Source organism: Niveispirillum lacus (assembly GCF_002251795.1).
In the GTDB taxonomy this organism is placed as follows: domain Bacteria; phylum Pseudomonadota; class Alphaproteobacteria; order Azospirillales; family Azospirillaceae; genus Niveispirillum; species Niveispirillum lacus.
The window spans coordinates 1-15,924 of record NZ_NOXU01000006.1 but is presented as its reverse complement, the minus strand read 5'-3'; the positions used below and the strand labels follow the sequence as shown (position 1 = coordinate 15,924).

The 15,924-nt window shown below is 61.8% G+C and carries 16 protein-coding genes; 9 read left to right on the top strand and 7 right to left on the bottom strand.

All coding sequences use genetic code 11. The features are described from left to right. Positions 1 to 255: hypothetical protein (locus tag CHU95_RS22615; RefSeq protein WP_207762321.1), on the top strand; the 255-nt coding region annotated here is incomplete at its 5' end. A 161-nt stretch (positions 256 to 416) separates the two neighbouring features. Here the strand turns inward: CHU95_RS22615 and CHU95_RS00190 are convergent. From CHU95_RS00190 to CHU95_RS00180, 4 genes are all read right to left on the bottom strand, one after another. Further along, the gene (locus CHU95_RS00190; RefSeq protein WP_094452535.1) at positions 417 to 2,435 is read right to left on the bottom strand and encodes a TonB-dependent receptor plug domain-containing protein; all 2,019 of its coding nucleotides are present in this window, start codon (positions 2,433 to 2,435) and stop codon (positions 417 to 419) included. Positions 2,436 to 2,457: 22 nt separating this feature from the next. After that, positions 2,458 to 2,952, bottom strand: a complete 495-nt coding sequence (locus CHU95_RS00185; protein ID WP_094452533.1) for a hypothetical protein — start codon at positions 2,950 to 2,952, stop codon at positions 2,458 to 2,460. A 234-nt stretch (positions 2,953 to 3,186) separates the two neighbouring features. Then, positions 3,187 to 3,441, bottom strand: coding sequence for a hypothetical protein (locus CHU95_RS21990; protein ID WP_133065352.1), 255 nt, complete (start codon positions 3,439 to 3,441; stop codon positions 3,187 to 3,189). A 27-nt stretch (positions 3,442 to 3,468) separates the two neighbouring features. Then, the gene (locus tag CHU95_RS00180; protein WP_094452531.1) at positions 3,469 to 4,881 is read right to left on the bottom strand and encodes an OprO/OprP family phosphate-selective porin; all 1,413 of its coding nucleotides are present in this window, start codon (positions 4,879 to 4,881) and stop codon (positions 3,469 to 3,471) included. Positions 4,882 to 5,246: 365 nt separating this feature from the next. On the opposite strand from CHU95_RS00180, the gene CHU95_RS00175 reads away from it, so the two are divergent. Next, positions 5,247 to 7,253, top strand: coding sequence for a sensor histidine kinase (locus CHU95_RS00175; protein ID WP_165771911.1), 2,007 nt, complete (start codon positions 5,247 to 5,249; stop codon positions 7,251 to 7,253). A gap of 38 nt (positions 7,254 to 7,291) precedes the next feature. Here CHU95_RS00175 and CHU95_RS00170 read toward each other — a convergent pair whose 3' ends face one another. Beyond that, positions 7,292 to 8,065 (bottom strand): inositol monophosphatase family protein, encoded by a 774-nt coding sequence (locus tag CHU95_RS00170; RefSeq protein ID WP_094452527.1) that lies wholly within the window; start codon positions 8,063 to 8,065, stop codon positions 7,292 to 7,294. A 97-nt stretch (positions 8,066 to 8,162) separates the two neighbouring features. Then, entirely contained in the window at positions 8,163 to 8,702 is a 540-nt protein-coding gene (locus CHU95_RS00165; protein ID WP_094452525.1) for a c-type cytochrome, read from the bottom strand. 168 nt (positions 8,703 to 8,870) lie between these two features. Here CHU95_RS00165 and CHU95_RS00160 point away from each other — a divergent pair, with 168 nt between their 5' ends. From CHU95_RS00160 to CHU95_RS00130, 7 genes are all read left to right on the top strand, one after another. Then, positions 8,871 to 9,653, top strand: coding sequence for a 3-deoxy-manno-octulosonate cytidylyltransferase (locus CHU95_RS00160; RefSeq protein WP_094452523.1), 783 nt, complete (start codon positions 8,871 to 8,873; stop codon positions 9,651 to 9,653). A gap of 47 nt (positions 9,654 to 9,700) precedes the next feature. After that, complete coding sequence (locus CHU95_RS00155; protein ID WP_094452521.1) at positions 9,701 to 10,561, top strand: prephenate dehydratase; 861 nt, start codon at positions 9,701 to 9,703, stop codon at positions 10,559 to 10,561. Positions 10,562 to 10,626: 65 nt separating this feature from the next. After that, positions 10,627 to 10,869 carry a hypothetical protein gene (locus CHU95_RS00150; protein ID WP_094452519.1) on the top strand — a complete coding sequence of 81 codons (243 nt, stop codon included), beginning with the start codon at positions 10,627 to 10,629 and terminating at the stop codon, positions 10,867 to 10,869. A 119-nt stretch (positions 10,870 to 10,988) separates the two neighbouring features. Further along, a complete protein-coding gene (locus CHU95_RS00145; RefSeq protein WP_094452517.1) occupies positions 10,989 to 12,284 on the top strand; it encodes a hypothetical protein in 1,296 nt (431 codons plus the stop codon). A 154-nt stretch (positions 12,285 to 12,438) separates the two neighbouring features. After that, a complete protein-coding gene (locus CHU95_RS00140; protein ID WP_094452515.1) occupies positions 12,439 to 13,074 on the top strand; it encodes a hypothetical protein in 636 nt (211 codons plus the stop codon). Then, positions 13,071 to 14,291, top strand: a complete 1,221-nt coding sequence (locus tag CHU95_RS00135) for a flagellar motor protein MotA (RefSeq protein WP_245837750.1) — start codon at positions 13,071 to 13,073, stop codon at positions 14,289 to 14,291. Before CHU95_RS00140 ends, CHU95_RS00135 begins: the two co-directional genes overlap by 4 nt. A 3-nt stretch (positions 14,292 to 14,294) precedes the next feature. Next, positions 14,295 to 15,335 (top strand): peptidoglycan -binding protein, encoded by a 1,041-nt coding sequence (locus CHU95_RS00130; protein ID WP_094452513.1) that lies wholly within the window; start codon positions 14,295 to 14,297, stop codon positions 15,333 to 15,335. A gap of 7 nt (positions 15,336 to 15,342) precedes the next feature. Here CHU95_RS00130 and CHU95_RS00125 read toward each other — a convergent pair. Continuing rightward, positions 15,343 to 15,924, bottom strand: a 582-nt coding sequence (locus CHU95_RS00125) for a hypothetical protein (RefSeq protein ID WP_094452511.1), incomplete at its 5' end; no start/stop codon positions are given.

Here is a 15,924-nt window from a genome sequence, read left to right as displayed (position 1 = left end):
GCTCAGATGACCCCATCAAACAGGGTTATCGGACGTGTCCAATTCAGCGCTTTAACGGCGACGGCTGCTGTCGGGCCATCCACCGAGGCCGAGGCCGGTGTTGCCCATACCAGGAGCGTAAGAAAAAAGGATAAGAAGAGGCAATCCCCGAACGTGCGTCGTGGTTTTGTCATGGCGCATCCATTTATTTGTTTTCCTGCCACTGCGGCAGAATTCCCGTGTCCAGTTATATGCCGCTTATCGAATTACAAATAAATCTGACCTGAAGGTTAGCTTGAGGAAACACCTTTGTGTGCTGATTTATATGTAGCAATGCATAAAAAGCCTAAATACCAATCAAAAAGTGTGAATTTGACGGACGTTACTGCATATCCGGACCGCGGCACCGCAAAAGTGCGGTGCCGCGGGTATGGCGATCAGAACTTCTGCGATATGGTCGCGTAAACGCGACGTTCGGTGCGCAGGCCTGGGTTCGTCAATGTATCGGGGCGCAGCGCGTCCGTCAGGGTCGCGCGAACCTCGGTACCGGTCTCAAACAGATAGGCGATGGTCCCGCCGGCGGTCCAATAACCGTCAATCTCCACCGCCCGCAGGGGCTGCAGGGCTGCCGGGGCCTTCAACAGCGTCCGGGAGCTCTGATAGACGATGTTTGCCTGTGCGGTCAGCGCACCCAGTGTATAACCCAGCTCACCCTGTACCTTATGACGCGGTGTCGCATCTTCAAACAGGATCGGGCGGGTCGGCACCGCGCCGCGATTGACCGTCAGCGCATCGTTGATATCGGTGAACGTGTAGGAAACACCATAGGACAGACCGCCGTCGGTCTTACCTTTGACCTCCGCCTCCGCACCCCAGCTTTTGCTTTCACCGCCATTAACGACCGTCAGGACCGGCACGCGGTTGATGATTGCTGTCTCCGCGCCAATGAAGGCCTTCAGATTATCCGTCTTCTGACGGAAAACGCTGAATGCGGCATGGCCCTTGATGACCGGCAGTGCGCGGGAGTAACCCAGTTCAAAGCTGGTGACTTCGCTAGGCTTCAGGCTGGGATTGCCAAGGATGTAAAGGCGCACACCCGGCGCGATGGCCTGGGTGCCATACAGGCCGCCAAGCTCCACCAACGACGCCAACTGGTTGGCCAGGCCGTAGGTGGCACGCAGCGTATCGACGTCGGATGGCTTGAAAACCAGACCGCTGTTGAAACTGGCCTTGGTCCTTGTGACATCATAGCTGTTGGCAGGGCGGGGGAAAGTGCCGATGCCATCGGGCTTCATGTCGAAGAAGTCGACACGGGCGGCGTTGGTAAAGGACAGGTTTGGTGTGACCTTCCAATCCCACATGCCGGAAGCCGCCCAGACATCGTAACCGATGCTGCCAGTGCCTTCAGACAGGAACTGGTCCATCTCGTTATGGCGGAACTCGCCGGTAATCTTGACGGTATGGTCAGTGCCGATCTGGATCAGATCCGACATTTGCACAACAGTGGTCGTGACGTCAGAGCTGCCGACGCTGGAATAGCTGAAGTCCAGCCAGTTGCGATAGGCGGCGAGGCTCACCAGCCCCAGGGCGCCGGCATCTGCCGTCAGGTCAGCCTTGGCCGACGTGGTCTTGAAATGCTGATAGGTGTAGACAGCGGACGGCATCATTTCCGCCTGCTGCACATCGGAATGGGTCAACTCGATGCCGGCCTGGATCGCGTCACTGACCTGCGCCATGATGGCACCGCTGACGGACAGCGATTCCGGGTCGCGCAGGGAACGACGATCCGCAGCGCTGAGATTGCCGCGTTCAAACTCGTCCGCTTCCTTATAGCCGGCCGAGAAACGCGCCCCCAGAGCATCGTTCAGCTTCAACGCCTTCGACAAGCCGATTTCCCGCTGGCCATGGTTGCCGAAACGGGCTGTGGCGGCGCCGGCATTATCATAGAGAGGGTTGTAGGTGATGATGTTCACGACACCTGCAACAGCATTGAAGCCGTAGATGGCGCCCACCGGACCCTTCACCACCTCAATCTGACGGATTTCCGACAGTTGCACAGGGATCGCCGACCAGGTGACCAGGGCATAGTGATCGGCATAGACCTGTCGGCCATTGACCAGCACCAGCAGACGCGGGTTTCCCGCCTGATTATAGCCGCGCACGGCCACGTCGGCCGAGGCGGAGCCCCAACGCACCACATCGACACCGGCCACACGGCCCAGAATGTCGGGCAGATTGTCCAGACCGCTGGCTTTGATTTCTTCCGCCGTGATGATCTGCATCGCAGCCGGGGCATCGGATTGCACCTGCGGCTTGCCTGTTGCGCCCGTTGTCACGGCCTGACCAAAGGCGTCCTGCAACATGCCATAATCAATGGTCTGCGCCTGGGCGGCATTGGTAACCAGAAGTGCGGCGGCGGCCGTGGCTGCCCGCAGTGTCGTCTTGAGGTGCATCATAAAACTCCCTTGTCCCGCAGCCTTAGTGGGCGGTGACCAGCATCTGGAAATTTTTGTCGAAAGCGACGCCGGTCTTGGTCAGCGTGGCACTGTTCACATGGTATTTGGCGGCGCCGGAAGCCTGGCGCTCAACAGCCAGGGCGCAGCGGCCGGCTTCCATGCAGGCCATATCGCCAATGATTAACTGACCCGGGGCTGCCTTTGCGGTCATGTCGGCTTTGCCCACCACAATCACCGCGGCGGCGCCGGCAATGTCTCCCGAACCTTCGACCACTTTCGCGGCCACATCAGCGCCAAGAGCACCTTTGATCGTGTCACCGGCGGCCGACTGACCGGCATCAACGACAATCGCTACCGGGATCGGCTTGGCCGGCTTCGGTTGCACGAAATTCAGTGCCTTGACCGCGACCGCAGCGGTTGGGCCGTCAACGGCAACAGCCGGTGTCGATGCCATGCAGCAGAGTACAAAAGTCCCGGCCAGCGCACGCAGCGGTGCCTGGAAATACCTGTTAGACATTATCGCCCCGCAAAGAAGATGTAGATCTTGAGATCTATCCCAATGTTGACCAAACCCGCAGTAATGGCCAGATGACCGCACCCATCCTTAAGGATGGTCACGCCGCCACGACCTGTTGCTTTGTTGAGTGTGTTTCCGTTTTCAAGAAACAAGCAGGGGGGAAGGTATGGGGTCGTCCTTAACAAGCAATTAATCAAACGGGCATCGTTTCGTATGCTGCCAAAGCGGGGACGATCACTTCAGATGTATTGTTTCCATATCAGAAAATTCAGCAACGCGATCTGGGGGCTGCAATCGTTTGTATGTGGCCTTTGACAGCGGTGTCTTTCCGGGGAGTTGTGGACATAAAAAACCCAAAATCAGGCCTGCCTGGACATAATCAATTTCAACTGGGGTCATAAAAAAACAACCCCGCCACGCGCTTGCGGCGTGACGGGGTTGCACTTTACCAAAACGGAAACCAAACTTACTTCTGCTGACGGCTGCCATGCAGCAGAAACATGGCGGTTTGCGTTATCAGAACTGGAACTGCATACGGGCGGCCGTGATGTCGAGTTCGACATCCTGACCGTTCGGACGCTCCGTCTTGCTGATGACGTGGTTCAGCATGAAGCGGATGGCCGGGTTCACATACCAGTTCACGCCCAGGGTCCAGTTGGTTTCCTTGCCGGTACCCGTGCCGTTGATCCCGGCGTCGCGGTCGATCAGGTCAACCTGGCTGTAGCGTGCGGCCACTTCCCAGGCGCCGATGCCATTCTGACCGACGGGCCAGGACGGGGAGACACCCCGCCATTCACCAACATTGTAGCTGCGGCGTTCACCGGTCAGGATGTAGCCGGCCGACACGTAGTAACCGCTGAACTCCGGATCCGGACGGGTCTGACGGGCACCAGTCGCGGTGAGGTCAGAATACTCGGCGCCGAAATTGTAATATTCGGCGGCGGCCCAGAAGCTCTTGAAGTTCATACCCAGGTCGGCACCATAGGCGTAGGCGCTATCGATCTGGTTGATGGCGCCGGTGCTGGTCAGCGAAGTGCGGTTGCCACCGATGCGCACGCCCGGACGATCACCAAAGGCGATGGTGGTGGTGGCGGTACCGGCGGCCACCGGACGGGCGGCGGCCTGCGGGCTGGTCTGCAGCACGCCCGACACGCCAATGCCGGCGGAGCCTTCATTGGCCGACCAGAAGCTGTAGGCGGCGCGGCCCAACAGGTTGACCTGATCGTCGAACGTACCGGCGGTGTTGGTGCTGTTGCCGGTGACATAGGCGGCCACAAAGTGGCTGGTGCCCCGGTTGGTCACACCGATGGCCGTGCGGCTGTCGGAACCGCCGATACCGACAACGATGTTGCCGATCGGCGCGCGTTCCATGAAGGCGATGTCGTTGGAGGAGGTGCTGTCATCCAACGTGAATTTCGGCTGCATGACGCCAGCGACCAGCGTCCAGCCGGGAATGCCGGTATAGCCGATGTTAGCGGCCTGGATCTGGGCGCCACCGCCACGATTGTCGGCGAAGTTGGCGGTGAATTCATAGGTCCAGTCGGTGTACACCTTGCCGGCAACGCCCAGGAAGGCGCGACGGACCTGGAAACCGTCGGTGGCGTCGGTGGTGAAGTTCTTGCCACCATTAAAGAAGCCGTAATCCATATGAAGGCGGGCGCGGATGGCGGCGTCGAACTTCTTGTCGGCCGTGGCAACGCGGATACGGCCACCGTCGGCTGTCACCTTCGGCATGGCATCCATCGCCTTCTTGGTGGCGGCGGCTTCCTTGGCGACCGAGTCCTTCAGCGAGGTCAGCTGGCTCTGCAGCGCCTGAATCTGCTGGGACAGGGCGTCGATCTGGGTCTGCGAGGCGTTCTGGGCGGCGGCAGGGCCGGCGAGCAGAACGGCGACGGCGGCGCCGGCCAGCAGGGTGGACTTGAGGCTCATTGTTGTTCTCCGGTGGGATCTCACGGGCGACAAAGCCTGTCGACGCGCCGACCCCCCCTCCCGGGTATGTTCGGCTGCCCCTCAGGCCCCGGGGGAGGGCTAACAGAGGCGCATTGCCGATTTGATGCGATTTTATTACGACTTTATGACGGTCTATTCCTGTTGCATTATCAACACGCCTTCTATGCCGGGTAATTATTTGCCTTCTGTCATTTAATTGTCATGAACCACCCGCTTTACCTGGGGGGCGGGCACAAGAACAGGATGGCGTGAACAGGGTTGCATGCTACCCCGTTCGGGTAGAGGATGGGCACCCGCTGCCTTCAGGAGCACCTTTTCCGGCGATGCAGGAACCGCGTTACTTCTTGGCCCCAAATCCTTCCCGGCCACCATTGGTCACGGCACCGGTCCTGTTGCTGCTGGTGATGGCAGTACTGGTGATTGCGGGTGTGTTGTACACGGCTGCACGCTACTTTGACGCGGCGGAGGCACGACGCACATGCCAGCGCGTGGAACAGATGATGGGGTCGGCCCAGAACTCCCTGGGTCTGGTGTTGCGTGATTATGCGGGGTGGGATGCCACCGTCACCCATATCGTGGACAAGATGGACATGGTGTGGGCGGACGAAAATATCGGCATTTATCTGGCTGGCGGATACCGGCTGTCGATGACTTTGGTCGTTGATCGCAAAGGGCAGATCATTTACGGCGTTGAGGATGGCAAACGGTTGTCGGCGGCACGCCTACAGGACTTTCCCCTGTCAGATGCGATGCGTCGAATGATTGACCAGACAGTCGCCGCGCTGCCCGGCACCACCGAAGCGGTGACCGGCGTCACCCGTGTGGGGGACACATTCTATCTGACCGGGGCCGCTGATATCCGTCCCAGTCTGGGGGGGGCGGCCCGATCGGATGGTGCTGTATTGATCTTCATGCAGAAACTGGACCGTGTGGCGGTCGCCCGTATGCTCGCCCCCTTGCTGCTGGAGATGATTGATATCGGTATCCACCCGGTATCGCCGGAAGAGGCGCGCTTACCCCTGCGGGAGTTCGGCGTGGCGGCAGAGGCGCCACCCGTTGGCTGGGTAGGATGGCGGGCGCCGGCGCCGGCGGTCGATTTCCTGGCTGGCATCTTTTGGGTGCTGGTACTCGTCCTGCTTGCCCTGTTTGGCGGAACTGGCCATGTCCTCATGCGCGGGCAGCGCGCGGCCCAGCGGGAAACTGGCGCCAATGAGGCTTTACGCCACCTGTCCGGGCGTTACCGAGGTCTGATTGATGCCCTGCCGGATATGGTCTGTCTGCTGGCTGATGGGCGCGTGTCGTTGATTAATGCCGCAGGCCTCTCGCTCCTGGGGTTGCCGGCGGATAAAGCGTCGGAGGTGGTGGGGCGTCCTTTCCTTGATTTGGTGGCTGAGGGCGACCGGTTGATCTTTCATCGCGCCCTGCAAGTGCGCGGTCGATCCGGGGTGGAGTGGGTCACCCTGTCCTTGGTTGGGTCTGATGGGGCGACAGTACCGATGGAACTGGCGGTTCTGCCAGTCTCGGGAGAATCGGTGGGTGAAATGACCTTGGTGGCGCGCGACCGGCGACCAGAACTGGCCAGACGGGAGACCGTCCGGGCGGCAGAGACCAGAGCGGCGGTTGCAGACCGTGCCAAGGGGCAGTTCCTGGCCAATATCAGCCACGAACTGCGTACCCCGTTGAATGCGATCATCGGCTTTTCAGAGATTTTACGCGATGAACTTCTGGGGCCGCTCGGCGTGCCGCAATACCGGGAATATGCCATTGATATCCATGACGGCGGGCTGCACCTGCTGCGGCTGGTGAATGACCTACTGGATATTGCCCGGATGGATGCGGGCACGCTGGAACTGCGTGAAGGGTGGGTAGAGGTGGCCCCCTTGATTGACCGCTGCGAACGTCTGCTGCGTCAGAAGGCTGTGGAACGTGGCGTGCCGGTGCGGTTGGACGTCTCACCCGCCGGTCTGCGGGTTTTGGCCGATGAAATGCGGCTGAAGCAGATCGTCGTTAACCTGTTGGGGAACGCCATCCGGTTTTCCGATGCCGGTCAGGCCGTGGAGGTTGCCGTACGCCTCGACGGGCCGACAGGGGATCTGCTGATTGACGTGGCCGATCATGGTATCGGCATGAATGTCGATGCCATGCGGATCGCCCTTGAACCGTTCGCCCAGGTCGAGGGTGGGCATAATCGCCGTCAGCCGGGGGCCGGTTTGGGGTTGCCGCTGGCCAGGGGCTATGCCGAGGCACATGGCGGCAGCCTGACCATGCAGAGCACGCCGGCGTTGGGGACGACCGTTACGGTGCGTTTGCCGGCCAACCGTGTGGCCGGCACGCCGACAGTCGACAACTGAACCCCGACTCGGGTGGCTACGGCGCCACCCGGTTATGCTCAGACCTCGCGCCGTTCCTGAAACATCGACAGGACATGGGCATGCAGGGTGGGGTCGCCCGCCGCGACAACATTGCCGTTGCAGCCCAACCGAAGCGGCTGGCCTTCCCAGTCGGTGATCATGCCACCGGCGCCTTCGATAACGGCGACCAGAGCTGCCCAGTCATAGGGTTGCAGGCCGGCCTCCACCATCAGGTCGATGAAGCCGGCGGCCAGCAAGCCGAAAGCATAAGCATCGCCACCCCAGACCATGTAGCGGCTGCTGGCCTGGGTCATTGCGAACTCGACCTGATGAAACGGCATTGTCGCCGCCTGTGTCGCCAGGCTGATATCCGCACAGGGCCGTGTGGCGACCGGGGTACCGTTCAGGGTGGTCGGGCGCCCGGTGACGCCCAGCCAGCGGTCACCGACCACCGGTTGGTCAATGATGCCCAGCACCGGCACCCCGCGATGCAACAGCGCGATCAGGGTGGTAAACAGCGGGCGGCCGGTGATGAAGGATTTCGTGCCGTCAATCGGATCAATGACCCAGACATATTCGGCGTTCAACGCCTGGCTGCCATGTTCTTCACCCAGGATGCCGTCGTCTGGGCGTTCGGCGGTCAGGATGGCGCGGATGGCGCTTTCCACCTCCCGGTCTGCGATCGTGACAGGGGACGTGTCAGCCTTCACATCGACAGCCACCCGCGTACGGTAGTGGCGGCGGGCGACCGCGCCCGCTGCATCAGCGCAGCGCAGCGCAAGATCGACCAGGAAATCGGGAACAGCGGACATATCAGACGACTCCGGAAAGCGCAGTTTTGCCCCTGCAAAAGAAAAGGGGCAGCATCACTGCCGCCCCTTTCATAGCATGTTCCTGGTGCGATGCCGATTACGGCAGCGCCACAGGGTTGTCGGACAGAGTGCGCAGATATGCAATCAGCGCTGCCCGATCCTCGACCTTCTTCATGCCGGCATAGTTCATCTTGGTGCCCGGAATGGTCGCCTTCGGGTTCGCCAGGAACTTGTTCAGATGCTCAAAGTCCCAGGGGCCCGGCTGGGCCTTCATGGCATCAGAATAAGCGAAACCTTCGGCATGGGCATGCTTATTACCCACGATATCCCAAAGATTCGGGCCAACCTTGTTGGCGCCACCCTTCTCGAAGCTATGACAGGCCACACAAGCCTTGACCAGTTTCTGGCCGGCAGCCGGATCGGCAGCAGCCAGCAGGGGCGTCACAGGATCCGGTTCCGCCGGGGCGGCCGGGGCATCGGCGGCGGCGGTTTCGGTCTCCGGCACTTCCACCTTAAAGGCGCGCTCCGCCGGGAAGTTCGGGTGAATCAGCTTCTTGGAGACGAAACCCGCCAGGAGGGCGATCAGCGTCGCCGTCAGGATCGCCATGAAAATCTTATTGAAGGTGCTGCTCGCCATCAGTCCTAATCCCTTGGGTTCGCCAAGCGCGGGCACAATAACGCCAACAAGCGGGCACGTCCATGCCCGCCTTGGCGTTTGTCCATGCGCGATACTTAGCCGAAGGATGCAAGAACGCACATGGCTTTCCGCCTTGACCCGGCGGACCAAATGTCGCACGGGAGAATAATGACCGATACGAACCGTCCTCCGCTCTGTGCTCCGCTGGCCCACCCGCTGGTAGTGATCCCTGCTCGTCTGGGCTCCACGCGCTTGCCGGACAAGCCGCTGGCCGATATCCATGGCCTGCCGATGATCGTGCATGTCTGGCGACGCGCTATGGAAGCGGGGATTGGCCCGGTGGTGGTTGCCGCCGCGGAGCAAGCCATTGCTGATGCCGTCACCGCCGCTGGCGGTGTTGCTGTCTTGACCGATCCGAACCACCCGTCAGGCTCAGATCGTGTCTGGGAAGCGGTATGCCGGGTGGATCCGGCGGGTCGGCACGATGCCATCGTGAATGTGCAGGGCGATCTGCCAACCATTGATCCCGGTGCCATCCGCGCTGTAATCGGCCCACTGGGCGATCCAACTTTTGATATTGCCACCTTGGGCGCGGTGATCACCGATCCTGTTGAACGCACAAATCCCAATGTCGTGAAGGCCGTGGTGGAGATGGCGCCGGGCCGGGAAACCGGCCGCGCCCTGTATTTCACCCGTGCCACGGCGCCCTGGGGGGGCGGGCCGCTGTTTCATCATATCGGGCTCTATGCCTATCGCCGTGCTGCGCTGGAGCGGTTTGTCTCCCTGACGCCGGCCCAATTGGAGCAGCGGGAGAAACTGGAACAGTTACGGGCGTTGGCCCATGGCATGGCCATCGCGTTGGCACGGGTGGACATTGTGCCGCTGGGAGTGGATACAGAGGAAGACCTTGACCGTGCCCGCCGAATGCTGGCCCCATCGCCCGTGCCGTGACATCACGGCCACCCGTCATTTGCCTTTTCCACAGACAGAGCCTTCCCATGCCCGCCTCTACGATCGCCTATCAGGGCGCCCCCGGTGCCAACTCCGACCTGGCGTGCCGCAGCGTGTTCCCCAACCTGGTTTCGCTGCCCTGTGCGTCGTTTGAGGATGCGTTCGCCGCTGTGCATGAGGGCCGGGCCAAACTCGCCATGATCCCGGTGGAGAATTCGGTGGCCGGGCGCGTCGCCGATATTCATCATCTGCTCCCGCATGGTGGTCTGCATATCATCGGTGAACATTACCAGCGCGTTGTCCATTGTCTGGTTGCCCCGCAGGGCGCGACGATGGAGGGCCTGACCGAGGTTCACTCCCATATCCAGGCCTTGTCCCAGTGCCGCAACTATCTGCGCGCCCGCGGGTTGAAGCCGGTCAACAATGCCGACACGGCCGGCGCCGCCGCCGATGTTGCACGCTGGAACGACCCCACGAAAGCCGCCATCTCTTCCGATCTCGCGGCCGAGATCTATGGGCTGCAGGTGCTGGCCAAGGGGATCGAGGACGCCGCCCATAATACGACACGCTTCTTGATCCTGGCCCGCGAACCGAGTGTTCCTGAGCGCGGGACGGACAGCGTTACCACCTTTGTCTTCCGTGTCCGGTCACGACCGGCGGCGCTTTATAAGGCGCTGGGCGGCTTTGCTACGAATGGCGTCAATATCACGAAGCTGGAAAGCTATCTCGTCGATGGCCGCTTTACCGCGGCCCAGTTCTATATTGATGTTGAAGGCCATCCGGAGGAACGGTCCCTGCGTCTGGCCATGGAGGAACTGGGTTTCTTTGCCAGCGAGGTGAAATTCCTGGGCGTCTATCCGGCCCATCCGTTCCGCCGTGAGCAACAGCAGATGGGTGGCGGGATCTGATCGTTCCGGAGCGGGTGGTGTCTTATGCTGTTGCGAGCAGCAGCAGCAGCAGGGGGAGGGCGCGCATGGAGATCAACCTGATCCTGTTGATCGGACCGACGATTTCAGCGTTGCTGCTGCTCGCCGTGCCGGGATGGCAGCGCCAGCGCATAGAGGCACGGATGCGGGCCGGGGACGACCGCTTCCTTGATGAGCAGTGGTCATATCGTTCCTATCCGTGGCTGCGTGATCCGACAGTGCTGCGTGGCATCGGCCTCACCATTCTTGGGCTGGAGGCTATTTATCTTGGCCTTGTCTGGCTGGGGTGATGTCCACAAGGGCTGTACCCAACAAACGCTACTCTTCCGTCTCAATTCCGCCATTCGTGGCACGCCAAATGAGCGGGCCGGCGGATGGCGCCGGTGACCGCCTTCCAGGGCCAATAATCATGCGAAGCCGTTTCTTGCCCGCTTCCTTTGCCGTTGCATTGTTGTTGGGGCTCGGCGCCTGTGCCGTTGACCCGGCCATTCAGCAGGGGGAAATGCGTAACCGTCAGATTGCCGCCGGTTCATGGCGTCTGTCGGAACTGCGGTTGATCTGTATGGGCAACCCAGATGCAGGTTTGCCAGGGCGCGCCTTGACCCAGGATGAGGCGGCGGAACAGCGTCGACTGGTCCTGGAGCTCTCATCCTTGGCGCCGGATGTCTGGCCCAAGGTCCCGCTGTCCAACCCGCGGGTGGAAGAATTCCGCCGCATCTGTGCCGGTGACCCGGCGACGAACAGCCCTGCCCGCGCCCTGACCACGGCAGAACGGCAGGAATTGATGTCCCTGATGGCAACCACACCGGCCAGCCTGCCGTCGGTGGCCGGCAGCGGCGGTGCCGCCGGTGCGGTGATCTGGAACGATCCGGGCTATCGCACCGGGGCTGGTCGTTATGACGACCGTTTCCGAGATCCTGAATATGAGCGGCTATTATGGGAGTTGGAGCGGGATCGGGCCCGCTGGGATGCCTATCTCTGGGAACAGCGCCGTCGTCAGATCTATTGGGAGCATGAACGTCGTCGCCGTGAGTGGGAACGGGATCGTGACCGTTGGGAGCGAGAGCGGCGGGCGCGTGACCGGATAGAAGATGACCGTCGCCGCGCAGACGATGCCCGCCGTCGGGCAGAGGAAGATCGCCGTCGGTTCGAGGAGGAACGTCGCCGCTATGAGCGCCCGCCCGCCGTCCAGCCGCCATCGCCGCGCGATGATGACCGACGTCAACGGGACGCAGAGGACGCGGCCCGGCGTTTGGAGGAACAGCGCCGCCAGGCCGAGGAACAGTTCCGCGATGATGATCGCCGCCGTGCCGCGGATGAAACAGCCCGTAGCCTGGAGGAACAGCGGCGCCGGGCGCAGGAGGATGCCAACCGGCAGGCCGATGATAATCGTCGCCGGGACGCCGAGGATCAAGCCCGCCGGTTGGACGAACAGCGCCGGCAGGCGGAAGAGGCTGTCCGCCGGCAGTTAGAGGATGACCATCGTCGCGCGGCGAACGAAAGTGCACGCCAGATGGAGGAGCAGCGCCGTCAGGCTGAGGAGGCGGCCCGCCGACAGGCGGATGATGAGCAACGTCAGGCTGCCGAAGAAACGGCCCGCCGTCTGCGCGAACAACGCCGCCAGGCCGAGGAAGAGGCCCGATCGCGGCGTGAGCCGCCGCCGTCGCCCCGGACGCAGACCGGCGTAGAAACCCAGATTCCCTGATCCCTGGTCCGGCGGTGTCAACAAGAAGGGCGATGGTGGCCATCCATCGCCCTTTCTGTAGATTGAGGCTCTCTTGCCGGCCGTATCAAGGATGGCTCCCGGCGCCTATGTCCGCTATCGTCTCTGCGGCTGAACGGTTCTGGATTGCTGTGACATGTCAGGGCCACAATTGACCGCTTATCTGTCCGGTATGATGACGCGCCTTTTCACCGCTTTCGCCCTGTCGTTGCTGCTCTTCTGGCCTGGCGTGCCGGCAGACGCCCAGAATAGCATCCCGACACTGCCATCGGCGCCGCCTGTGACGGTGCCCGCACGACCATCCCTGCCAATTCCGGCACCACCGGACATGACCCTGCCGCCTTTGCCGGCGACACCGGATCAAACGGACATCCCGGTGGCACCTGTCACGGTTCTTCCTGCGGCGCGGTATCCAGGGGCCGTGACCGGTCCGGAACCTGCGCGTATTCCTGCTGACCAGAGCATGATAATCTATGCGGCGGGTGCCGAACCCCTGCCGACCGGTACTGAAGCAGTATTGGTGGATATCATTGCCCGGCTGAAGGCGCGGCCCGCTGAACGTCTTGAACTTCGTGCTTATGCCACGGGACGGGCGGACCGCCCGACAGACGGGCGCCGCACAGCCCTGCTGCGGGTACGGGCCTTGCGTGATCACCTGGTGAAGCAGGGGATTGATCCCCTGCGCCTGTTGGTATTTGCCGAGGGTTCGTCCCTCGATGCCGCCCCTGGCGGCCCGCCCCCCGACCGTGTCGATCTGGTGATCCGCCCATGACCCTGTCTGCCGACCGCCGCAGCCCACAGCCCGACCCGATACAGGTTCCGGCGCCACCGGCCAGCCCACCGCGCCGGTTTTTAACGCGGATGGCGCTGTTTACCGTGGCAGTATCCATGATTGCAGCAATATTGCTGCCGTCGCTGGTCCAGGCGTTTCTGGCCAATCCGGCGCTGAACGGGCTGATCCTGTTTACGCTGCTGCTGGGTATCTGGTTCATCTTCCGACAGGTTACTACCCTGGCGCCGGAGGTGGCTTGGTTAGAGGCCTTCACGGCTAATCGCCCAGCCAGCGTCCAGCCCCGCCTGCTGGCCCCTATGGCCCGTATGCTGGGGGAAAGGCAGGGGGGGCGTTTCACCCTGTCCACCCTGGCCAGCCGATCCCTGCTGGATGGTGTTGGCACCCGGCTGGATGAAGGCCGGGAAATTTCCAAATATCTGATTGGTCTGCTGATCTTTCTGGGCCTGCTGGGGACGTTCTGGGGGCTGTTGCAGACGGTTTCATCCATCGGCACCGTCATTTCGGGCCTCAGCTTTGACAATGCGGATGTGGCTGGTGTGTTCGGCAATCTGCAAGCAGGGTTGTCCGCGCCCCTCTCGGGCATGGGTATGGCCTTCTCTTCGTCCTTGTTCGGGTTGGCGGGTTCGTTGGTCCTTGGCTTTCTGGAATTGCAGGCTGGGCAGGCCCAGAATCGGTTCTACACAGAGTTGGAAGATTGGCTGGCCGGCGTCACGCGTCTGTCCAGCGGCGCCCTGGGCGAGACAGATGGCGGCGGCCTTGGGGCCAGTCCTGCCGCGGTGCCGGTCTATATCCAGGCGTTGCTGGAACAGACGGCAGAGAATATTGAGCGGCTGCAATTCACCATGGCCAGCGCGGAAGAGGGCCGTAAGACACAGAATCAGCAATTGGCGCAACTGACGGAACGGATCGCCACCCTGACTGACCAGATGCGTACTGAACAGCAGGTGATGATGCGCTTGGCCGAAGGCACGGCCCAGATGCGGCCTCTGTTTGAGAAGCTGGCGGAGGGTCTGTCCAATGGCGGCACTCTGGGCATTGATGAGGCGACGCGGACCCATATCCGCAACCTGGAGATTTACACGGCGCGGATATTGGAGGAAACGACCCAGGGCCGTATCCAAGCCACCCAGGAATTACGAAGTGAGATCAAGATCCTGGCCCGCACCATGGCGGCGCTCGGCGATGCGGAGCGCTGATCCATGGCCTATGTCCGCCGCCGCGGGTCCCGGGGGGAGAAGGTTGATATCTGGCCCGGCTGGGTGGATGCGCTGTCCAGCCTGACCATGGTGGTCATTTTCCTGCTGATGGTGTTTGTGCTTGGCCAGTTTTATCTGACCAGCGCCTTGCAGGGCCGGGACAGGCAATTGGCAGACCTGCAGGGCCGGGTCGCACAATTGGCTGACGCCCTGGCGCTTGAGCGGGACAATACGGCGCGGATGCAGGCCGACCTTGGTCAATTGACCGACCGGCTTCGGGCCACCCTGGCCGAGAAGGAAGCTTTACAAGGCCGTCTTGACGCCCTGGGGGCGGCCGAGGATGCGGCCTTGACGGCGGATGAACGGGTGGCGGGCTTGACCCGGCAGTTGGCCGAGGAACGTAAGGCTGGTGCCGCAGCCCGCGATGAGGTGGCGCTGCTCAACCAGCAGATCGCGGCATTGCGGGCCCAATTGCAGCAATTGGTGACCAGTCTGGATGCATCGGAAGCCAAGGCCAAGGAGCAGGAGGTACAGATTGTCGAGCTGGGTAAGCGGCTGAATACCGCACTGGCTGGCAAGGTCGCGGAACTGGCCCGCTTCCGTTCGGAGTTCTTCGGCCGGCTGCGCGAGATTCTGGGCAATCGCGACGATGTCCGCATCGTTGGCGATCGTTTTGTTTTCCAGTCAGAAGTCCTGTTTGACAGCGGCTCGGCTGAACTGGGTGAGGCAGGCCAGGTACAGCTTGGCCGGTTGGCCAAGACCCTTCTGGACCTGGCCGGACAAATGCCCCCTGACATCAACTGGATTCTGCGGATCGACGGGCACACGGATATCGTGCCCGTCCGCGGTGGCCGCTGGGCCAGTAACTGGGAATTGTCGACGGCGCGGGCCATTTCCGTCGTCAACTTTCTGGTTCAGATGGGTGTGCCACCGGAAAGGCTGGCCGCCACCGGCTTTGGGGAGTTCCAGCCCCTGGAACCGGGCAGCAGCCCTGCATCCTTGGCGCTCAACCGGCGGATTGAGTTGAAGCTCGATAGCCGTTGAACTGCCGTCACCGGGCCTTTGGAAAGGGCGGGAGTTCCTGCGCTGCTGCCGCCCGATAGGTGATGGAGTGGCCCGGTGCCCATCTGCCGTCGGCCAGGAATTCTGCCTGAGTGGTCAATATCCCGTTCTGGATAACCATGGTGGAGCGGACCTTGGTGATTTTTGGGTGACCGGTGACGTCTTCCTCGGCGATCAGGTGCCCCGGACCCTCGGCGCGCATTACCCCCTGGGTGTGGAACCCGGCGGTGGTGAAGTAATGGTAGATCAGGTTCTGGCGTGCTTTGTCCCAGAAGACCAGCGTCTCACCACCATAGGATAGATCGGACAGGATATGGGTGATCCGCACTGCCCGGCCGCCCAGCGCCCATTCCCACCGCGACAGATCAACCATCGGCTTGCCATCTGGTCCCGTGCCTTCACCACGCCAGGTCTTTCCCACGAAATCGGCAATATGGCCGAACGGGTCGGCATCGGCCGCGCGTGACGGCGTCAGGTTCAAAAGCATGGTCAGCATCAGGCCGATCGCGGCCAGCCATGTACGGGTAGACTGAGCTGGCCCCGTAAAACTGGACAAGTCGTTAAGCTCGGG

What these genes read in the sequence shown, in the direction of transcription:
- CHU95_RS00180 (WP_094452531.1), bottom strand. Translation starts at nt 4,881, where the DNA reads ATGAGCCTCAAGTCCACCCTGCTGGCCGGCGCCGCCGTCGCCGTTCTG.
- CHU95_RS00145 (WP_094452517.1), top strand. Translation starts at nt 10,989, where the DNA reads ATGCGAAGCCGTTTCTTGCCCGCTTCCTTTGCCGTTGCATTGTTGTTG.
- CHU95_RS00150 (WP_094452519.1), top strand. Translation starts at nt 10,627, where the DNA reads ATGGAGATCAACCTGATCCTGTTGATCGGACCGACGATTTCAGCGTTG.
- CHU95_RS00155 (WP_094452521.1), top strand. Translation starts at nt 9,701, where the DNA reads ATGCCCGCCTCTACGATCGCCTATCAGGGCGCCCCCGGTGCCAACTCC.
- CHU95_RS00160 (WP_094452523.1), top strand. Translation starts at nt 8,871, where the DNA reads ATGACCGATACGAACCGTCCTCCGCTCTGTGCTCCGCTGGCCCACCCG.
- CHU95_RS21990 (WP_133065352.1), bottom strand. Translation starts at nt 3,441, where the DNA reads ATGGCAGCCGTCAGCAGAAGTAAGTTTGGTTTCCGTTTTGGTAAAGTG.
- CHU95_RS00165 (WP_094452525.1), bottom strand. Translation starts at nt 8,702, where the DNA reads ATGGCGAGCAGCACCTTCAATAAGATTTTCATGGCGATCCTGACGGCG.
- CHU95_RS00185 (WP_094452533.1), bottom strand. Translation starts at nt 2,952, where the DNA reads ATGTCTAACAGGTATTTCCAGGCACCGCTGCGTGCGCTGGCCGGGACT.
- CHU95_RS00170 (WP_094452527.1), bottom strand. Translation starts at nt 8,065, where the DNA reads ATGTCCGCTGTTCCCGATTTCCTGGTCGATCTTGCGCTGCGCTGCGCT.
- CHU95_RS00130 (WP_094452513.1), top strand. Translation starts at nt 14,295, where the DNA reads ATGGCCTATGTCCGCCGCCGCGGGTCCCGGGGGGAGAAGGTTGATATC.
- CHU95_RS00190 (WP_094452535.1), bottom strand. Translation starts at nt 2,435, where the DNA reads ATGATGCACCTCAAGACGACACTGCGGGCAGCCACGGCCGCCGCCGCA.
- CHU95_RS00140 (WP_094452515.1), top strand. Translation starts at nt 12,439, where the DNA reads ATGTCAGGGCCACAATTGACCGCTTATCTGTCCGGTATGATGACGCGC.
- CHU95_RS00135 (WP_245837750.1), top strand. Translation starts at nt 13,071, where the DNA reads ATGACCCTGTCTGCCGACCGCCGCAGCCCACAGCCCGACCCGATACAG.